Source organism: Nocardioides marinus (assembly GCF_013408145.1).
Taxonomy (GTDB): Bacteria; Actinomycetota; Actinomycetes; order Propionibacteriales; family Nocardioidaceae; genus Nocardioides; species Nocardioides marinus.
Window position 1 is genome coordinate 3,379,734 of record NZ_JACBZI010000001.1, and the last position, 16,404, is coordinate 3,396,137.

Sequence of the window (16,404 nt, forward strand, 5' to 3'; positions counted from 1 at the left end):
TCGAGATCCCCGGGCCACGCGCGTCGGGCCGGAGGTCTCGACGCCCGCTCGCTGGCGCTCGCTGCTCGACCACCGACGTCCGATAGGTTCACCCCGTGACCAGCACCACGACGCACCCCAGCTACGACCAGCTCAAGGACCTCCCGGCGTACGCCGAGCAGCCCGTCCCGATCGCCTTCGAGGACAACAACGGCCACCTCAACGTGCGCCACTACCTCGGGATCGGCAGCGAGGGCCTCGACGAGTCCCTGGTCGACCTGGGCATCCCGGTGGACTGGCCGATCAAGGCCGGGCACGCCTGCTTCGCCGCCGAGCACCACGTGACCTACCTGCGCGAGCTGCGCACCGGCGACCGGATGTCGGTGCGGGTGCGGCTGCTGGGCCGCTCCGAGCGGGCCGCCCACGCGCTGGTCTACATCCTCGACGACACCCACCAGCAGGTCAGCGCGGTCTTCGAGGAGATCTTCCTGCACATCGACCTCTCCGACCGCCGTACGGCGCCCTGGCCGGCCGACGTCGCCGAGGCCATCGACGCCCGGGTGGCCGAGCACGAGAAGCTCCCCTTCGAGGCGGTCACGTCCGGCTCGATGGCGCTGCGCTGACCGACTCGCGCTGACTGCCGAGAGGTCACCCGTGCCCGGCCGAGCCGTCACCGACGCACGCTCGGGAGGTCGCTCACGCACGGCGGCGCCCGGGTGCGCGTGCGTGGGTGACGTCCGGAGCGTGCGCGGGTGACGGCTCGGCGGGTGGTGTCGCTGGTCCCCTCGATCACCGAGGCACTGGCCACCGTGCACCCGGAGGCGCTGGTGGGGGTCACCGACTGGTGCACCCATCCCCCCGACCTCGAGTCGTACGGCGCCCGGCGGGTGCGCGGGACCAAGAACCCGGACCTCGCGGCGATCGAGGCGCTGCGGCCGGACCTGGTGGTCGTCAACCGCGAGGAGAACCGCGAGCTGGACGTGCGCCGGATGCGCGAGCGCGGGCTGCGCGTCGAGGTCACCGACATCGAGACCGTCCCCGAGGGGGTCGCCGAGCTCGAGCGGCTGCTGGACCTGCTGGGCTGGGAGCGACCGGCGTGGCTGGCCGAGGCGCGGTCACTGTGGTGCGGGCCGCTCCCGCCGGTGACCCGGCGCGTGGTGGTACCGATCTGGCGGGACCCGTGGATGGTCGTGGGCCCGCGCACCTTCACCGCGGACCTGTGCCGTCGCCTGGGCTGGGAGGTCGTGCAGGCCCAGGACCCCGACGCCCCGGACCGCTACCCCACGGTGCCGGTCGAGGAGCTCGACAGGTGCGGCGCGGACGCCGTGCTGCTGCCCGACGAGCCCTACGTCTTCACCGCCGACGACGGCCCCGAGTGCTTCACGACCCCGGTGGAGCTGGTCAGCGGTCGGGCGCTCACGTGGTACGGCCCTTCCCTGGTCGCGGCCGCCCGCGACGTGGCGCGACCCACCCTTACGGAGGGTTAGACCCGGCGGGCCCTGGGGAACCCCTGGAGGGACCGCACGCGAGAGGACCCCTCCCCATGAACCAGCCCGACGCCCCCGAGCCGACCGAAGGCTCCGAGATCGTGGGCCGCTACCGGGTCGAGGAGCTCATCGCCCTCGGTGGCACCGCCACCGTCCACCGCGCGCACGACCTGCGCCTGGGCCGCGACGTGGCCCTCAAGCGCCCCCGCACCGAGGGTGGCCAGGCGCAGCACCGGCTCCGACTCCTCGACGAGGGCCGCATGCTGGCCCACCTCTCCCACCCGGGCCTGGTCCGCGTCCTGGACGCCGCATGGGAGGGCCCCGGAGCTCCCTACCTCGCCCTGGAGCTCGTCGACGGTCCCGACCTCGACGCGACGCTGGCCAGCGGACCGCTGAGCCGGCGCGAGGTCGCCGTCGTCGGCCGCGACGTGGCCTCCGCGCTGGCCTACCTCCACGCCGAGGGCCTGGTCCACCGCGACGTGAAGCCGGCCAACGTCCTCCTCGACAGCAGCGGCCACGCCCGCCTGTGCGACCTGGGGGTGACCCTGCGCGACGGGGAGCCCGACCCGCACGGCCGTCCCGGTCACACCGTCGGCTCCATCGCCTACCTCGCCCCCGAGCAGGTCCTCGGCGCGCCGCTCGGCACACCGGTCGACGTCTACGCGCTCGGGCTGATGCTCCTCGAGGCGCTGACCGGGCGCCGCGAGTTCGACGGCAGCCCGGAGGAGGCCGCCTGGGCCCGTGTGCACCGCGGCCCGACCATCCCCACCTCGCTCGGCGCCGGCTGGACCGGCCTGCTCTCGGCCATGACCTGCCGCGAGCCCGCGGAGCGCCCCTCGGCCCGCGCGGTCGCCGAGCACCTCGAGGCCATGCTGGCCGTCGACACCCTGGGCGTCGTCGCCCCGCTCGAGCGGCCCGCCGGTCGTCACCGCGCGCCCGTCGAGGCTCAGGAGCTCGCTGCCACCGTCGCCTGAGCGGCCGAGCCGCCGGCTGCCGTCCCCGGCAACCGGGCACTACGCGGTCGGCGGGGCAGCTCGAAGAGCGCGTCGGCCCCGAGCCGGCGCAGCACCGCGTGCAGCGCGAGGGCGGCCGCGACGGCCACGGCGCTGAGCAGCACGGGGTACGCCGCAGCCTCCGCGGCCCCGAGCCACCCCGTCCCGATCGGGCTGGGCAGGTGCAGCGCGAGCGCGAGCAGCGGGGCGTGCAGCACGTAGATCGGGAGCGTGCGTCGACCGAGCCAGGCCAGCGTGTGGGCGGAGCGTCCCTCGGCCAGCCGCACGCACAGCCCGATGCCGAGCGGCACGCCGACCACGCTGGCGACCAGCATCAGGCTGATGCGCGGCATCCCGACCAGCGGCAGGACGACGACCAGCGCCAGGTAGGCCAGCCCCAGGCGCCGCGGGACCCGCGAGGCCGGGCCGGCCCAGCGGCGTACCAGGTCGGGGGCGAGCGCGCCGACGGCGAAGAAGGTGAAGTGGAAGACCACCGACACCCTGTTCCAGTCGTCGGTCGGAAGGAGCCCGGCGCAGGCCGAGACGACCGCGCTGGCCGCCAGCACCGGGAGGACCGGGAGGCCCGACAGCAGCCGGGCCAGGGCGAAGTAGACCGCGAGCGCGTAGAGGAACCACAGCCCGGTGGAGGCCCACACGAGGTCGGCCGCGAGCTCACCGAGGTCCTGGGTCCGGTTCATCGGGAGCATCCGCTCCACCGAGAAGAACGCGCCCTGCAGGACCAGCCACACGACGTAGAGGTAGTACGGCGAGAGCACCCGTCGCCTGGCCTGCGCCCACGGTCGGCGCACGGCGCTCGAGGCGACCAGGCCGCTGAGCACGAAGAAGAGCGGCATCCGCACCGGCTTGAGCGCCATCGTGACCCAGTGCCAGGCGTCGGCCACCGCGGCCAGGGCCGCAGGGGTCTGCATCGCGAGGTCCTTCACGACCGCGTGGTGCAGCACCACCAGCAGGATGCACACGCCCTTCGCGACGTCGACCCACAGCATCCGACCACCGGCACGACGCTCGGCGGGCGCGTCGGCGGGCGCGTCGGCGGGAGGGAGGGGCACGGGGCCAGGGTGGGGGGCGCGGCGCCCGGGTGCCGCACCGGCGACGACGTGTCGTTGGTCACCGACGCACGTGGAGCGCGGTCTCCTCGGTCCTGCCCCGCAGGGTGACCCGGTCGCCGGGACGCCAGTGCGCGGCCTCGTCCTCACCGGCGTCGGCAAGGGTCTCGGCGCTGGTCAGCACCCGCCCCTCGACGTCCTTGGCCAGCTCGGTGAGGCGGGCCGCGGCGTTCACTGCGTCCCCGATGACGGTGTACTCGAAGCGGGCCCGGGTGCCCACGTTGCCGGCCACGGTCTCCCCGGTGAAGACCCCCACGCCCGCGTCGAGGTCGGGCTGCTCGCGCGCCAGCCGCTCGACCATCGCGCGTGCCGCCCGCAGGCCGCGGGTGGCGTGGTCGGGCAGGTCCACCGGCGCCCCGAAGACCGCGAGCACCGCGTCGCCCATGAACTTGTTGACCAGCCCGCCCTCGCGGTCTATCTCGTCCACGACGACCTCGAAGAAGCCGTTGAGGAGCTCGACGACCTCGGCCGGGGTACGCCGCGCCGCGATGGTCGTGGAGCCGACGAGGTCCACGAGGAGCACGGTGACCCGCCGCGACTCCCCGCCGAGCTCGACGTCGCCGCCGGCGGCCGCCCGGGCCACCTCCTGCCCCACGTGCCGGCCGAACAGGTCGCGCAGGTGCTCGCGCTCGGCGAGCCCCTCGGCCATGTGGTTGAACCCGGCCTGGAGCAGCCCGAGCTCCGTGGCGTCGTACACGGGGACCCGCTGGTCGAGGTCCCCGTCCTGGACCCGGCCCAGGGCGGCCCGGACCGAGACCAGCGGGGCCACGACCGCGCGGGCGTTGAGCACGGTCACCAGCAGCCCGAACACGAGCACGACCCCGGAGATCGCCAGTGCCTCCACGGCCATCCGCTCCGCGGAGACGTCGCCTTGGGCCAGCGCCAGCACGGCGGCGTACCCGAGGCCCACCAACGGCGCCGCGGTCCCGAGCAGCCAGAAGGTGAGCATCCGCCCACCCACCCCGAGGCCGCGCGGGCGGGACTCGGGCGAGCCGGCGAGCGCGCGCGCCGAGACCGGCCGGAGGAAGAACTCCGCCATCAGGTAGGTGATGGCGCACACCACCGTCCCCCCGATGGCCACGGTCGGCGCCGTGCCGAGGGCGCGGCCGGGGGCCAGCCACAGCGCCAGCGCGGTGAAGAGCACCGTCGCGCCGAGCCACAGGGCTGCGGAGACGGCGGCCAGCTGGAGCGGGACCCGCATCGAGCGCCGGCGGTCCGCGGGCGAGGGCTCCTCCCCCCGCAGCGCCCAGCGCAGGCTCCGGAACGCCACCCTCGTGCCCCACAGCACCCCCACGACCAGGGCGAGGCCGACGTAGACGGGGACGGCGATGGCCAGCGCGACCAGCAGGTCGCGACCACCACCGGGTTGGGGGACGACGAAGAGCGTGAGGACCACGACGACCCCCGCACCCGCCGCGTGCGTGGCGGTGATCCCCAGGGTGAGGAACAGCTGGACCCGCACCCGCAGGCGGCGCAGTGACTGGCCCTCCGGGCCGAGCAGCCAGGAGCCGAAGGGAGCGCGGGTGCCGGCCACGCCCCGCATTCTGCCGCGTCGACGGCCGCGGCGCGGAGGACGGTCACGGCGGCCCAAAGGGGTGAGATGTGTGCAAGGTTTGTAGAGGGTTGTCTAAGGTGGGGGAATCCCACACCGATGAGGGACCTGTCGGCACCCGAACGCACCACCGCACCGCCCCCCGGGCGGCGCGCAGCACAGAGAGCGACCCAGGCCATGACCACGAGCCCGCTCGACGACCGTCGTCAGCAGCCCGGCATCCCCGCCCCGCGCACCTCCTGCGAGACCGTGCCGGCAGACGTCCGCTCGATCACCGACGGCGAGCGCTCGGAGTGGACCACCGCCCTGCTCGCGCGGGCGAACGCACCCGGCGTCGACGAGGCCGAGCGGGAGGCCTGCCTCGAGCGGGTCGTCGAGCTCAACATGCGCGTCGCCGAGGCCGTCGCCCGGCGCTACGCCCGGCGCTCCGTGCCGGTCGAGGACCTGACCCAGGTCGCCTACCTCGCCCTCGTGCGCGCCGTGCGCTCCTTCGACCCCACCCACGAGCGCGACCTGCTGGCCTACGCCGTCCCCTCGATGACCGGCGAGATCCGTCGACACTTCCGCGACCACTCCTGGACCATCCGCCCGCCGCGCGAGGTGCAGCGGGCCCACACGCGCCTGGTGCGCACCGGCGCCGCCCTGGACCGCGTCGACGAGACGTCGGTGTCGGCGCTGGCCGCCGAGGTCGAGGAGTCCGTGGACGTCGTGCGCGAGGCACTGGTCGCCCGCTCCTGCTTCTCCCTGGTCTCCCTCGACTCCCCCGTCGGCGGCGAGACCGGCGGTGAGGACGGGCCCGTCCGCGACGTGGCCGACCCCGAGGTCGAGGAGTCGATCGAGCGCACCGAGGCCCGCCTGCTGGTGCAGCCCCTGCTGGCCACCCTCACCCCGCGCGACCGCGACCTGCTGCGCCTGCGCTTCGGTCAGGAGCTCTCCCAGCGCGAGATCGGGGTGCGGCTCGGGATGAGCCAGATCCAGGTGTCGCGCTGCCTGCAGCGACTGCTCGTGCAGCTGCGCGGCGCGCTCGCCGAGGCCAGCTGAGCGTGACGGGCCGGCTCACGCCGGCGCCGGCGCAGGGATCGACCCGGCGGCCGGAGGGACCCGTCGGACCTCAGCCGAGGTCGGTGTCGTCGCGCCCCATGTCCGACCCCATGTCCGCGTCGAGCTCGCGGGTGTCCCAGCCCGGCTCGGGGCGCGGGGGGAGGTCGGCACGAGCGGCCGCCTGGTGCATGCCCACCCGCTCCATCCAGCTCAGGCCGGGCGACCACGCCGAGCGCATCGAGATGCGTCCGTCGGCCTCCATCACCTTCATCAGCACCACGGCGCCGAGCACGAGCTCGCCCTCCGCGGGACGGTGCTCCACGCCCAGCGAGTCGATCAACCGGCCGAGCGGCTGCGGGTCCGACATGGTCTCGCCCTCCCTCGGGGTCGGTGGTGCAGGTGTGCGATGCTCCGGCGCCCGGGACCGGCAGACGGCCCGGACGACTCACGTGGAGTGTACGCCCCGCGTGCAATGTTCGTATAACGTCAGGACTGCGGGCGTGGCCGGGAGTGCCACGCTCCACTGGGGGTGCGAGAGCTCATGAGCGGCGGTCCGGCACAACGCTGGCGCATCGGCGTGCTGGCCACCCGGGTGGGCGTCAGCGAGACCCTGCTGCGCGCCTGGGAGGTCCGCTACGGCCTGCTCAGCCCTCAGCGCACGCAGGCCGGCTACCGGCTCTACGGCCCCGAGGACGAGCGCCGCGCCATCGCCATGCAGCGCGCCAGGGAGCGAGGCGTCCCGGCGGGCCAGGCGGCCGCGGAGATCCTGGCCAACGAGCGCACCTGGGCCGAGGCCCAGGAGGAGCCCGTCGAGGGCACCGCCTCCAGCTCCGGCTCCCTCGACGTCGTCGGCGCGCTGTCCGAGCTCGAGGCCGCGATGCTCGCCTACGACGTCGGTGCCATGCACGAGGTCCTGGACCGGCTGCTGCGCACCGTGTCGGTCGAGAGTGCCATCCGCGACGTCCTGCTGCCGTTCATGGCCCACGTCGGCCAGGGATGGGAGGCCGGCGACTTCGACGTCGCCGACGAGCACTTCGCCAGCGACCTGGTGCGTGGTCGCCTGGCCGCCCTCGCCGTCGGCCCGGGCACCCGCACCGGCCCCACCGTGCTGCTCGCCTGCCCGCCCGAGGAGTCCCACGACATCGCGTTGAAGGCCTTCGAGGTCGTGCTCCAGCGCGCCGGGTGGCGCACCCGCTTCCTCGGGCCCCACAGCCCGCTGGCCTCGATCCGGGCCGCGGTCGACGTCATCGACCCCGACGTCGTGGTCCTGGCCGGCGCGACGCCGCAGGTCTTCGCCCTCGACGACACCGAGCTCGCCGTCGTACGACGCCTGGCGCAGCAGTGCGCACTCGGGCTGGCCGGCGCCGGGGCGAGCGCGGAGCTCGCCGAGTCGTGGGGCGCGCTGCACCTGGCCGGGGACCCCGTCACCGCCGCGACCGGACTCGTCGAGCGGGCCCGCACGCTGCTCACCCCGACGGACTGACCCGTCGGGTCCACCCCCGACTGGCCCGCTCGGAACCTGCTCGCCACCACCTGGGCCACGGGTCGGGCTCGAGATTTGACCAAACCGGGTCAACCCGAACGGGTGAGTGGTGATTGAACTCTGGAGCAACGGGATACAGGAGAGATGAGGCGCCCGAGACGCCTCACCCAAGGATTCCGACAAGCACACGAGGTGACGAGCAATGCAGAACGAGAGGACCCCCCTGACGGCCACCGTGGTCGACGACAACGACCTCGCCGTCGCCGGCCTGGAGACGCTGCTCGCGTCCTACGGCGAGCGCGTGCGTCTGGTCGACGTCCGCACGGCCCTGGCCCACCCCGAGGACGTCGACGTCGTGCTCTACGAGCCGATGCAGCAGTCCTCGTTCAGCGCCTCCATGCTGCGCAACCTGCAGGCCGCCGCCGAGGCCCAGGCCGTCGTGTTCAGCTGGGCGCCGGCCGACCAGCTGCCCGACACCACCAGCCCCTACCTGTCCAAGTCGATGACCGCGGCGCAGCTCGTGGTCGCGCTCGAGGACGTCGTCTCGGGTCGCGGCGTCCCCGCCCCGCCCGTGCACACCCCGGCCGAGAAGGTCGAGCCCGTCGCGCCGATCCGCACCCCGCAGGCGCCGGCCGGCAGCCGCCTCACCCCGCGTGAGCTGGAGATCCTCACGCTCATCACCCAGGGCCTGACCAACGGCGAGATCGGCGAGGAGCTGGGTCTGTCGATCAACTCGATCAAGACCTACATCCGTCAGGCCTACCGCAAGATCGACGTCGAGCGCCGCACCCAGGCCGTCGCCTGGGGCATGGCCCACGGCCTGCTGCCCGACGCCCAGCCCGTCGCCGTCTGACGACGTGGACCACGGGTCCTCGTGACCCGGCGCCCTCCCGGTCGCACTGGCATCGGACGGGAGGACGCGGAGGCCAGAGCCCCTGGCGCTGCTCCCCACCCGGGGTGCCGCGCCAGGGGCTCCGGTCGTTCCGGGCCGCTCGAGCGCCGGGACGAGTTCGCGTCCTGCGAAGGGTTGGCTAACCTTCCTGGTGGCTCTTCCCCGCCGACCCCTGGAGTGACCCGATGCGCCGTCCGCCCGCCCGCACCCTGCCCGCACTGGCCATGGCGCTGCTCGCACCCCTGGCCCTCTCCGGCTGCGGACTGCTCGGCGGCGAGGAGGCCGACCTGCAGGTCTACTCCGCGCGGCACTACGACCTCGAGGAGGCCTTCGAGGAGTTCACCGCCGAGACCGGCCTGACGGTGGAGTTCCTCTACGGCGACGACGCCGAGCTGCTCGAGCGGCTCAAGGCCGAGGGCGAGGACACCCCCGCCGACCTGTTCATGACCGTGGACGCCGGGATGCTCTGGAACGCCGGCGAGCAGGGCGTGCTGGAGCCCGTCGAGTCCCCCGTCCTCGAGGAGGCGGTGCCGCAGGACCTCCGCGACCCCGACGGCGAGTGGTACGGCCTGGCGATGCGCGCCCGCACCGTGGTCTACGACCCCGACGCGGTCGACCCGGCGGACCTCGACGCCGAGGACACCTACGCCGGCCTGGGCGACCCCCGGTGGAAGGGCCGCATCTGCATGCGCGACGAGACCGCGTCCTACACCCAGAGCCTCGTGGCCAGCCTCATCGACCTGCACGGTCGCGAGCGGGCCCAGGAGATCGTCGAGAGCTGGGTCGCCAACGACGTCCAGATCATGTCCAACGACGTCGAGCTGCTCGAGGCCATCGACGCCGGCGGGTGCGAGGTCGGCATCAGCAACCACTACTACCTCGCCCGGCTGCTCGACGAGGACCCCGACTTCGGGGTGGAGCTGTACTGGGCCAGCCAGGACGGTGCCGGCACCCACGTGAACATCTCCGGCGCCGGCGTGGTCGCCGGCAGCCCGTCCTCGGCCGAGGCCCAGCAGCTGCTGGAGTGGCTGGCCACCGACGGGCAGAGCGCCTTCGTCGACGGCAACCACGAGCTCCCGGTCAACCCCGCGGTCGAGCCCGAGCCGCTGGTCGCCGGCTTCGGCAGCTTCTCGCGGATGCCGGTCGACGCCTCGGCGTACGGCTCGCTGAACGCCGAGGCCGTCGAGGTCCTCGACGCCGCCGGCTACCGGTGACCCCGTGACCGTCCCCGCCCCCGGGCTGGCCCGCCCCCGGACCCGCCGCCGGCTGCTGGCCGCCGGTCGTCCCGGGTGGTCGGCCGCGGTCCTGGTGGTGGCGGCGGTCATCGCCAGCCCGGTGGTGGCGGTGGCGGTGGGCGCCCTGCTCCAGGGCGGGTTGCAGCTGCCCGGCGGGGTCGGCGGCATGGTGGCCACCACCCTCGCGCTCACGGTCCTGGTCGCCCTGGGCACCAGCGTCCTGGGCACCGGCCTGGCGTGGCTGGTCAGCGTCCACGAGTTCCCCGGCCGCCGGGTGCTGTCGTGGCTGCTGGTGCTGCCGCTGGCGGTGCCGGCCTACATCCTCGGCTTCGTCTTCCTCTCCACCTTCGACTACGCCGGGCCGGTGCAGACCGGGCTGCGCAGCGTCCTGGGCGACGACCTCGGGGCGCTGCCGGTGCGCTCGCTGGGCGGCGCGACGATCGTCCTCGTCCTCACGCTCTACCCCTACGTCTACCTCCTGGTGCGGGCGGCCTTCAGCGACCTGGCCCCGACGGCGTACGACGCCGCCCGCACGCTCGGCGCCTCGCCGGCCCGCGCGTTCCGCACCGTGCTGCTGCCGCTCGCGCGCCCCTCGCTGGCCGCGGGGCTCGCGCTGGTGACGATGGAGGTGCTCACCGACTTCGCGACCGTGCAGTACTTCAACGTCCGCACCGTCTCCGTCGGCGTCTACCTGGTGTGGAAGGGCTCCTTCGACGTCGCCTCCGCGGTCTCGCTGGCGAGCCTGGTGCTGCTGTTCGCGGTGGCGGTGCTGGCCGCCGAGCGCGCGTTGCGCGGTGACGCCCGCTACCACCAGCGCGGCGGCCGGGGCCGGGGTCTCGAGCGCCGTCGGCTGACCGGAGGACGGGCCGTGGCGGCCACGGGCGCCTGCGGCACGGTGGCCGCCCTCGCCTTCGGCCTGCCGGTGCTGCGCCTGGTCACCTGGGCCGCCGCGGCCGTGGCCGAGGAGAACCCCTTCACCGACACCCGCTTCGCCGACCACCTGACCAGCTCGGTGCTGGTGGCCGCCATCGCCGCGACGACCTGCGTCCTGGTCTCCGTCGTCCTCGCCCACGCGCTGCGACTGGGCGGCGGGCCGTGGGTCCGCGCGGCGGCACAGGTCACGACCTTCGGGTACGCCGTGCCCGGTGCCGTCGTGGGCATCGGGGTGCTGGCGCTCTTCTCTGCCGCGGACCGGCTGCTGCAGGCGCTGGGTCGCGAGGACGGCACCGGCATCCTGGTCACCGGGTCGGTGCTGGGCATCCTGCTGGCCTACGTGGTCCGGTTCACGGCCCCGGCGTACCAGGCCGTCGACGCGAGCTTCGCGCGCATCCCGCCGACCGTGAGCGCCTCCGCGCTGACCCTGGGCGCCGGGCCGGGGCGGCTGCTCGGCCGGGTGCACCTGCCGCTGGCCCGCTCCGGCGTGGCGGTCGCCCTGACCCTGGTGATCGTCGACGCGGTCAAGGAGCTGCCGCTCGTGCTGCTGCTGCGGCCGTTCGGCTTCACGACCCTCTCGGTGTGGGTCTACGAGCTGGCCTCGGAGAACTTCTGGGAGCGCGCCGCCCTGCCCGCGCTGCTCATCGTCCTGGTCGCCGTCGTGCCCGTCGCGCTGACCTTCCGCAACCCCGCGACCAGGCACGCGCGATGATGGCTGGCGTCATGAGCACCTCCGAGACCGTCGCCCGCGTGGCGACCGAGCCCGCCCTGCGCCTGCGCGGCGCGTGCAAGGCCTACGGCGCGCACGAGGCGGTCCGGGCCGTCGACCTCGAGATCGCGGCGGGCGAGGTGCTGACCCTCATCGGCCCGTCCGGGTGCGGCAAGTCGACGTTGCTGCGGCTCGCGGCCGGGCTCGAGCGGCCCGACTCGGGATCGGTCGAGCTGGGCGGCCGCGAGGTCGCCGGCTCGCGGTGGGTGCCCCCGGAGAAGCGGCGCGTCGGGCTGGTCTTCCAGGACCACGCGCTCTTCCCCCACCTCGACGTGGCGACCAACGTCGCCTTCGGCCTGGACCGGCTGCCCCGCGCCCAGCGCGGCCCCCGGGTCGCGGAGGTGCTCGACCTCGTGGGCCTGGGCCACGTGCGCGACCGGCACCCCCACGAGCTCTCCGGCGGCGAGCAGCAGCGCGTGGCGCTGGCCCGGGCGCTGGCCCCGTGCCCCTCGCTGGTGCTGCTCGACGAGCCGTTCTCCAGCCTCGACGAGAACCTCCGCGCCCAGGTGCGCGCCGACACGTTGGCCGCGATCCGGGCGACCGGCAGCGCGGCCATGGTCGTCACCCACGACCAGACCGAGGCGCTCTCGCTGGGCGATCGGCTCGCGGTCATGCGCGACGGGGTCGTCGAGCAGGTCGGCGCACCGACGGCGGTCTACGAGACGCCGGCCAACCGGTTCGTGGCGACCTTCATGGGCGACGCCGACTTCCTGCCCGCCCACGTGCAGCGTGCGCTGCTGACCTGCGAGATCGGCGTGGTGTCGACCGTCCCCGGCTGGGGCGACAGCGACGTGCACGTCGAGGTGATGCTGCGCCCCCACGAGGTCGCGCTCCGCGCCGAGCCGACCTCCACCGCGGTCGTCGAGCGGGTCGAGTACCACGGTGCCTTCGTGCTCCACGAGGTCCGCCTCGCGTCCGGCCGCACGGTCCGCTCGTGGCAGCAGCACGGCGTACGCCTCGAGGTCGGCACCGCCGTCGACGTCACCGTCGTGCCCGGCTCACGTCCCGTCCTGCTCTCCGGCGACACCGCCCTCACCGCTCCGCCTGCCTGAGGACGTGCCGCGGGCGGTCAGCGGCTGCTCCAGGAGGCGCCAGGCCCGCCAGGCGAGCACGCCCACGACCAGCGAGGCGACGGTGGCCCAGAAGGAGTGGTCGACCTCGAGGTGGGGGTAGACCTGCCAGTGGGTGAGGTAGATCCACAGCGACGCGCCGGCCACGCAGGCCAGCGGGGCGACGAGCACGGTCGGCACCGGCGTACGCCGCACCCAGACCAGCGCGAGGCAGGCCAGCAGCACGACCAGGCCGCGCTGGGGGTCGGTGAAGAAGCCGGGCAGCGTCGCGGCCAGCAGCGCGCTCACGACCACGCGGTGGGTGGTCGTGCCCGCGCGCGCTGCGGCCCACCCCAGGGCCACCAGCCACCACACGACCTCTGGCCGGTGGATCACCGTGCCGCCCTCGCGCAGCAGCACGAGCTCGTAGCGGGTGGCCAGGCCCGCGACCGCGAGACCCACCGGGAACCAGAACGGGTGCCGCACGTCGAGCCGGTGCAGCGCCGGCACCGCCAGGACCGCGGCCAGTGCGACGGCGCACCAGACCATGGCCTCGACGAACCAGAAGTACCACGCCGGCTCGCTCCAGCCCGCCGGCCCGACGAGGCTGTTGACGAGCAGGGCGGTGGGCCAGGGGTAGGCCCCCGTCAGCAGGCCGACCCCGCCGATCCACAGCACCGACGGCACGGCCACGCGGGCCGCGCTGCGCAGCACCGCCCGGACCCGCTCGTCGCGGCGGGTGGAGGCGAGGGCGAAGCGCCCGAGGTTGAAGCCGACCAGGACCAGCAGGAAGTGCGCCCCACCGACGACCGCGAAGAGGTCGGCGTGGCTGCCCACGATCGCCACCACCGCGAGCGCCCGCAGCAGGGTGCCCGTCTCGACGCTGCGCCACCAGCGCCGCCGCGGCCCGGCGACCTCGGCGAGGGTGCCGACCGGACGCAGGTGCCAGTCGTGCGGCAGGGGGCCCAACGCCCGCTCGAGCCGCACGGAGGCCTCGACGTAGGAGAGCGAGTCGCCCCCGAGGGAGGCGAAGGAGTCCTCGGGCCCGACCGGACCTCCGAGCACCTGGGCGAGCACCGCGGTGGGCGGGAGTGACGTCTCGGCCGTGCGCGAGCGACCTCTCGGCCGTGCGCGGGTGACCTCTCGGCCGGCCAGGGCGGCCACCCGCTGCCGGTCGGGCTTGCCGGAGGCCAGCACCGGCCACTCCTCCAGGGGTACGACGGTGACGGCCGCCTCGGGCAGTCCCGCGAGTCGCGCGGCGCTGGTGGCGAGGTCGGCGAGCGGGTCGCGGTCGGCGGGCCGGTCCGGCCCGGCCGGCGGCGCGAGCACCCCGACGGCGAGCCGGTCCCCGGCCTCGACGGCCAGGGCCTCGACGCCCTGGTCGGCCAGACCGGCCTCGACCCGGTCGAGGTCCACCCGCAGGCCCATCACCTTGGCGAAGCGCGCCAGCCTGCCGACGACCCGCCACAGGCCGTCGGGCTCCTGGACGCCGAGGTCCCCGGTGCGCAGCTCGGCGAGGTCGTGGCCGCGCGCGAGGTCGGCCCGCTCCTCGGCGTACCCCATCATCACGTTGGGCCCGGTGTAGACGAGCTCGCCGACCCCGTCGGGCTGCCCGGGCACGGGGTCGAGCCGCAGGTCGCCCCCGGGGACCGGCACCCCGACGCACTCGGGTCGCTCGGCGGCCAGGTGGGCGGGCAGGTAGGCCATCCGGGCGGTCGCCTCGGTCTGGCCGTACATCACGACCAGGTCGAACCCGCCGCGCTCCCCACGCCGCGCCCACGCGCGCACGGTCTCGGGCGCCATCCGCCCCCCGGCCTGGGTGAGCAGCCGGAGCGAGGGGTGGGCGCCACGGGCCAGCGCCTCGGCACGGCCGGAGGCCTCGAGCATCTCGAAGCTGTGCGGCACCCCGGCGAGGCTGGTGACGCCGTGGGCGTCGACGGCGGCCCAGAAGCAGGGGTCGACGACCTTGGTCCGGGTCAGCACGACCGCCGCCCCCACGGCGAGGTGGGAGTGCAGCACCGAGAGGCCGTAGCAGTAGTGCAGCGGCAGGGCGGTGATGCCGACGTCGTCGTGGCGCAGGCCGAGGTACTCGGCGATGGCTGCGGCGTTGGCGTCCACCGCCCGGGCCCCCAGACGCACCAGGCGGGGGCTGCCGGTGCTGCCGGAGGTGGAGAGCAGCAGGGCCAGGTCGGGGTGCGGGGCCGGGGCGCCGACCCGCGGGCCGAACCGCGCCTCGAGCTCGTCGGTGGCGCCGTCGGGATCGGTGAGGAGCACGGGACGCCCCGCGGCCAGGCAGGCCAGGTAGGTCACCACGTCCTCGCGGCAGGGCCGCACCGGCAGCACGAGCGGCTCGGCCGCGCGGGCGAGGTGACGCTCGGCGGCAGCGGCGACCAGCCCCGCCAGCGCGGCGTACGACGTCACGCCGGCGTCGTCGACGAGCGCCGGCCGATCCCCGTGGCGGGCGAGGTCCTGCGCGAGGCGCACGCCTCGGCGGGTCGGCGCCAGCGGCCGCAGGGGGGTCAGGGTCACCACACGAGGGTAAGGCAAGCCTCACCTTCGCCGCGAGTCGTCTCGCCCAGAGGGCTCCCCATCGGCGGCCACGGGCGGGCTGGACCAGCCCGTCCTCCGATCGGACATTTCTTTACGTATCCCGGACGCCGGTCGAGACCCGGGGTCATGCTGAACCCGCCGCGGTCTGGGAGGGCCGCGGATCATCTACATGGGAGGACGTTTCACCATGCACTCACGCATGCTCCGGCACCGGGTCGTCACCGGCGCCGTCACCCTGGCCCTCGCCCTCGGCGGCGTGGCCATCACGGGCGGCAGCGCCCAGGCCGCGGGCGCCTCCGCGGACCGCGCCACCACGTCCGACTGCCAGCAGGCCCGCAAGGACCTGAGCAAAGCCAAGAAGAAGCTGCGCAAGGCCAAGCGGTCCGGCGAGTCGGCGAAGGTGCGCAAGGCCAAGAAGCGCGTGAAGGCCAAGAAGGCCGCCAAGTCGCGCGCCTGCGCCGCCCCCGCGCCCGTGACCGAGGAGTCGGTGCTCGAGCAGGTCCAGCAGGGCCAGCTCGGCCTGGACGGGCTCGACCTGAACTCGCTCACCGGCGCTCTGCCGCCCGAGCTGGCGGCCGCGCTCACCCAGCTGGTCGCCCAGCTCGAGGGCGCGCTCGACGGCATCGGCGCCAGCGTCCCCGGCGCAGACACCGCCGAGCTCGAGGCGCTGCTGGCCGCCCTGCAGGCGATGGACGTCCAGGGTGTCGTCTCCGCACTCCAGGGGCTGGCCGGGTCGCTCACCGAGATCGGCGGCGGCCCCGAGGCCCTCGACACGCTGATCAGCCTGCTCCAGGGCGGACTGCCCGGCGGGGCCTCCCTGCCGATCAGCGGTCTCTCGGACCTGCAGGCGCTGCTCGGCCAGCTGGCCGGCCAGCTCGGCGGTCTCGGCGCCGGCTTCGACCCGGTCACCGCGCCGGCGCAGGTCCAGGCCGCCATCGCACAGCTGATCGCGACCCTGCAGGGTCTCGCCGGCAACATCAGCGGCGACTCGGCCCCCGGGCTGAGCGCGCTGACCGAGCTGGTGGACCAGCTCGGCACGCTCGGCGCGCTCGTCCCGGGCGGCGTCGGCTCTGCCGACGTGCTCGCCCAGGTGCTGGGGACGATGCTGGGCTTCCTGCCCTCGGGCGCCGACCCGCTGCAGACCCTCACCGACATCCTGTCCGGTGGCGGCCTCGCCGGAGTCCTGGACCTGCTGGGCCTGGGTGACCTGCTCGGCGGCATCCTCGGCGGCGGCCTCCTGGGCACCCCGGCGGCCTGACGGGCCTCGTCCCGGGCTCCACGCACAGAGCCGCGGTCCCCGCTCCGGGGGCCGCGG

At 74.9% G+C, this 16,404-nt stretch carries 14 protein-coding genes; 10 read left to right on the forward strand and 4 right to left on the reverse strand.

Features of this window, described 5'->3' with window-relative positions:
• The first annotated feature begins 95 nt into the window (after positions 1 to 95).
• The 3 genes from BKA05_RS16015 to BKA05_RS16025 all read left to right on the forward strand — a co-directional run bounded on the left by BKA05_RS16015 (position 96) and on the right by BKA05_RS16025 (position 2,440).
• Entirely contained in the window at positions 96 to 602 is a 507-nt protein-coding gene (locus BKA05_RS16015; RefSeq protein ID WP_179532319.1) for a thioesterase family protein, read from the forward strand.
• A 129-nt stretch (positions 603 to 731) separates the two neighbouring features.
• A complete protein-coding gene (locus BKA05_RS16020) occupies positions 732 to 1,466 on the forward strand; it encodes a helical backbone metal receptor (protein ID WP_179532320.1) in 735 nt (244 codons plus the stop codon).
• A 56-nt stretch (positions 1,467 to 1,522) separates the two neighbouring features.
• Positions 1,523 to 2,440, forward strand: a complete 918-nt coding sequence (locus tag BKA05_RS16025) for a serine/threonine-protein kinase (RefSeq protein ID WP_179532321.1) — start codon at positions 1,523 to 1,525, stop codon at positions 2,438 to 2,440.
• Here the strand turns inward: BKA05_RS16025 and BKA05_RS16030 are convergent.
• Together BKA05_RS16030 and BKA05_RS16035 are read right to left on the reverse strand one after the other, a co-directional pair.
• Positions 2,413 to 3,528: an acyltransferase family protein gene (locus BKA05_RS16030; RefSeq protein WP_179532322.1), complete on the reverse strand. Its 1,116-nt coding sequence runs from the start codon at positions 3,526 to 3,528 to the stop codon at positions 2,413 to 2,415. The two genes, BKA05_RS16025 and BKA05_RS16030, sit on opposite strands and share 28 nt — an antisense overlap.
• Positions 3,529 to 3,586: 58 nt before the next feature.
• Positions 3,587 to 5,128: an adenylate/guanylate cyclase domain-containing protein gene (locus BKA05_RS16035; RefSeq protein ID WP_179532323.1), complete on the reverse strand. Its 1,542-nt coding sequence runs from the start codon at positions 5,126 to 5,128 to the stop codon at positions 3,587 to 3,589.
• 186 nt (positions 5,129 to 5,314) lie between these two features.
• Here BKA05_RS16035 and BKA05_RS16040 point away from each other — a divergent pair, with 186 nt between their 5' ends.
• Entirely contained in the window at positions 5,315 to 6,178 is an 864-nt protein-coding gene (locus tag BKA05_RS16040) for a sigma-70 family RNA polymerase sigma factor (protein ID WP_179532324.1), read from the forward strand.
• A 70-nt stretch (positions 6,179 to 6,248) separates the two neighbouring features.
• Here BKA05_RS16040 and BKA05_RS16045 read toward each other — a convergent pair whose 3' ends face one another.
• Positions 6,249 to 6,545, reverse strand: coding sequence for a hypothetical protein (locus BKA05_RS16045; RefSeq protein WP_179532325.1), 297 nt, complete (start codon positions 6,543 to 6,545; stop codon positions 6,249 to 6,251).
• Positions 6,546 to 6,719: 174 nt separating this feature from the next.
• On the opposite strand from BKA05_RS16045, the gene BKA05_RS16050 reads away from it, so the two are divergent.
• From BKA05_RS16050 to BKA05_RS16070, 5 genes are all read left to right on the forward strand, one after another.
• Positions 6,720 to 7,661: a MerR family transcriptional regulator gene (locus BKA05_RS16050; RefSeq protein ID WP_179532326.1), complete on the forward strand. Its 942-nt coding sequence runs from the start codon at positions 6,720 to 6,722 to the stop codon at positions 7,659 to 7,661.
• Positions 7,662 to 7,863: 202 nt separating this feature from the next.
• Positions 7,864 to 8,514 (forward strand): helix-turn-helix transcriptional regulator, encoded by a 651-nt coding sequence (locus BKA05_RS16055; protein ID WP_179532327.1) that lies wholly within the window; start codon positions 7,864 to 7,866, stop codon positions 8,512 to 8,514.
• Between the two features lie 224 nt (positions 8,515 to 8,738).
• The gene (locus tag BKA05_RS16060) at positions 8,739 to 9,767 is read left to right on the forward strand and encodes an extracellular solute-binding protein (protein WP_218842430.1); all 1,029 of its coding nucleotides are present in this window, start codon (positions 8,739 to 8,741) and stop codon (positions 9,765 to 9,767) included.
• Between the two features lie 4 nt (positions 9,768 to 9,771).
• Positions 9,772 to 11,433 carry an ABC transporter permease subunit gene (locus tag BKA05_RS16065; RefSeq protein ID WP_179532328.1) on the forward strand — a complete coding sequence of 554 codons (1,662 nt, stop codon included), beginning with the start codon at positions 9,772 to 9,774 and terminating at the stop codon, positions 11,431 to 11,433.
• 11 nt (positions 11,434 to 11,444) lie between these two features.
• Complete coding sequence (locus BKA05_RS16070) at positions 11,445 to 12,542, forward strand: ABC transporter ATP-binding protein (protein ID WP_179532329.1); 1,098 nt, start codon at positions 11,445 to 11,447, stop codon at positions 12,540 to 12,542.
• On the opposite strand, the gene BKA05_RS16075 is transcribed toward BKA05_RS16070, so the two are convergent.
• Complete coding sequence (locus BKA05_RS16075) at positions 12,489 to 15,068, reverse strand: AMP-binding protein (RefSeq protein ID WP_179532330.1); 2,580 nt, start codon at positions 15,066 to 15,068, stop codon at positions 12,489 to 12,491. The genes BKA05_RS16070 and BKA05_RS16075 overlap by 54 nt on opposite strands.
• 208 nt (positions 15,069 to 15,276) lie before the next feature.
• On the opposite strand from BKA05_RS16075, the gene BKA05_RS16080 reads away from it, so the two are divergent.
• Complete coding sequence (locus tag BKA05_RS16080; protein WP_179532331.1) at positions 15,277 to 16,347, forward strand: hypothetical protein; 1,071 nt, start codon at positions 15,277 to 15,279, stop codon at positions 16,345 to 16,347.
• Positions 16,348 to 16,404 lie beyond the last annotated feature (57 nt).

Coding starts and splice junctions, on each gene's coding strand:
- BKA05_RS16070 (WP_179532329.1), top strand. CDS start 11,445: ATGAGCACCTCCGAGACCGTCGCCCGCGTGGCGACCGAGCCCGCCCTG.
- BKA05_RS16055 (WP_179532327.1), top strand. CDS start 7,864: ATGCAGAACGAGAGGACCCCCCTGACGGCCACCGTGGTCGACGACAAC.
- BKA05_RS16025 (WP_179532321.1), top strand. CDS start 1,523: ATGAACCAGCCCGACGCCCCCGAGCCGACCGAAGGCTCCGAGATCGTG.
- BKA05_RS16050 (WP_179532326.1), top strand. CDS start 6,720: ATGAGCGGCGGTCCGGCACAACGCTGGCGCATCGGCGTGCTGGCCACC.
- BKA05_RS16060 (WP_218842430.1), top strand. CDS start 8,739: ATGCGCCGTCCGCCCGCCCGCACCCTGCCCGCACTGGCCATGGCGCTG.
- BKA05_RS16040 (WP_179532324.1), top strand. CDS start 5,315: ATGACCACGAGCCCGCTCGACGACCGTCGTCAGCAGCCCGGCATCCCC.
- BKA05_RS16045 (WP_179532325.1), bottom strand. CDS start 6,545: ATGTCGGACCCGCAGCCGCTCGGCCGGTTGATCGACTCGCTGGGCGTG.
- BKA05_RS16080 (WP_179532331.1), top strand. CDS start 15,277: ATGCACTCACGCATGCTCCGGCACCGGGTCGTCACCGGCGCCGTCACC.
- BKA05_RS16035 (WP_179532323.1), bottom strand. CDS start 5,128: ATGCGGGGCGTGGCCGGCACCCGCGCTCCCTTCGGCTCCTGGCTGCTC.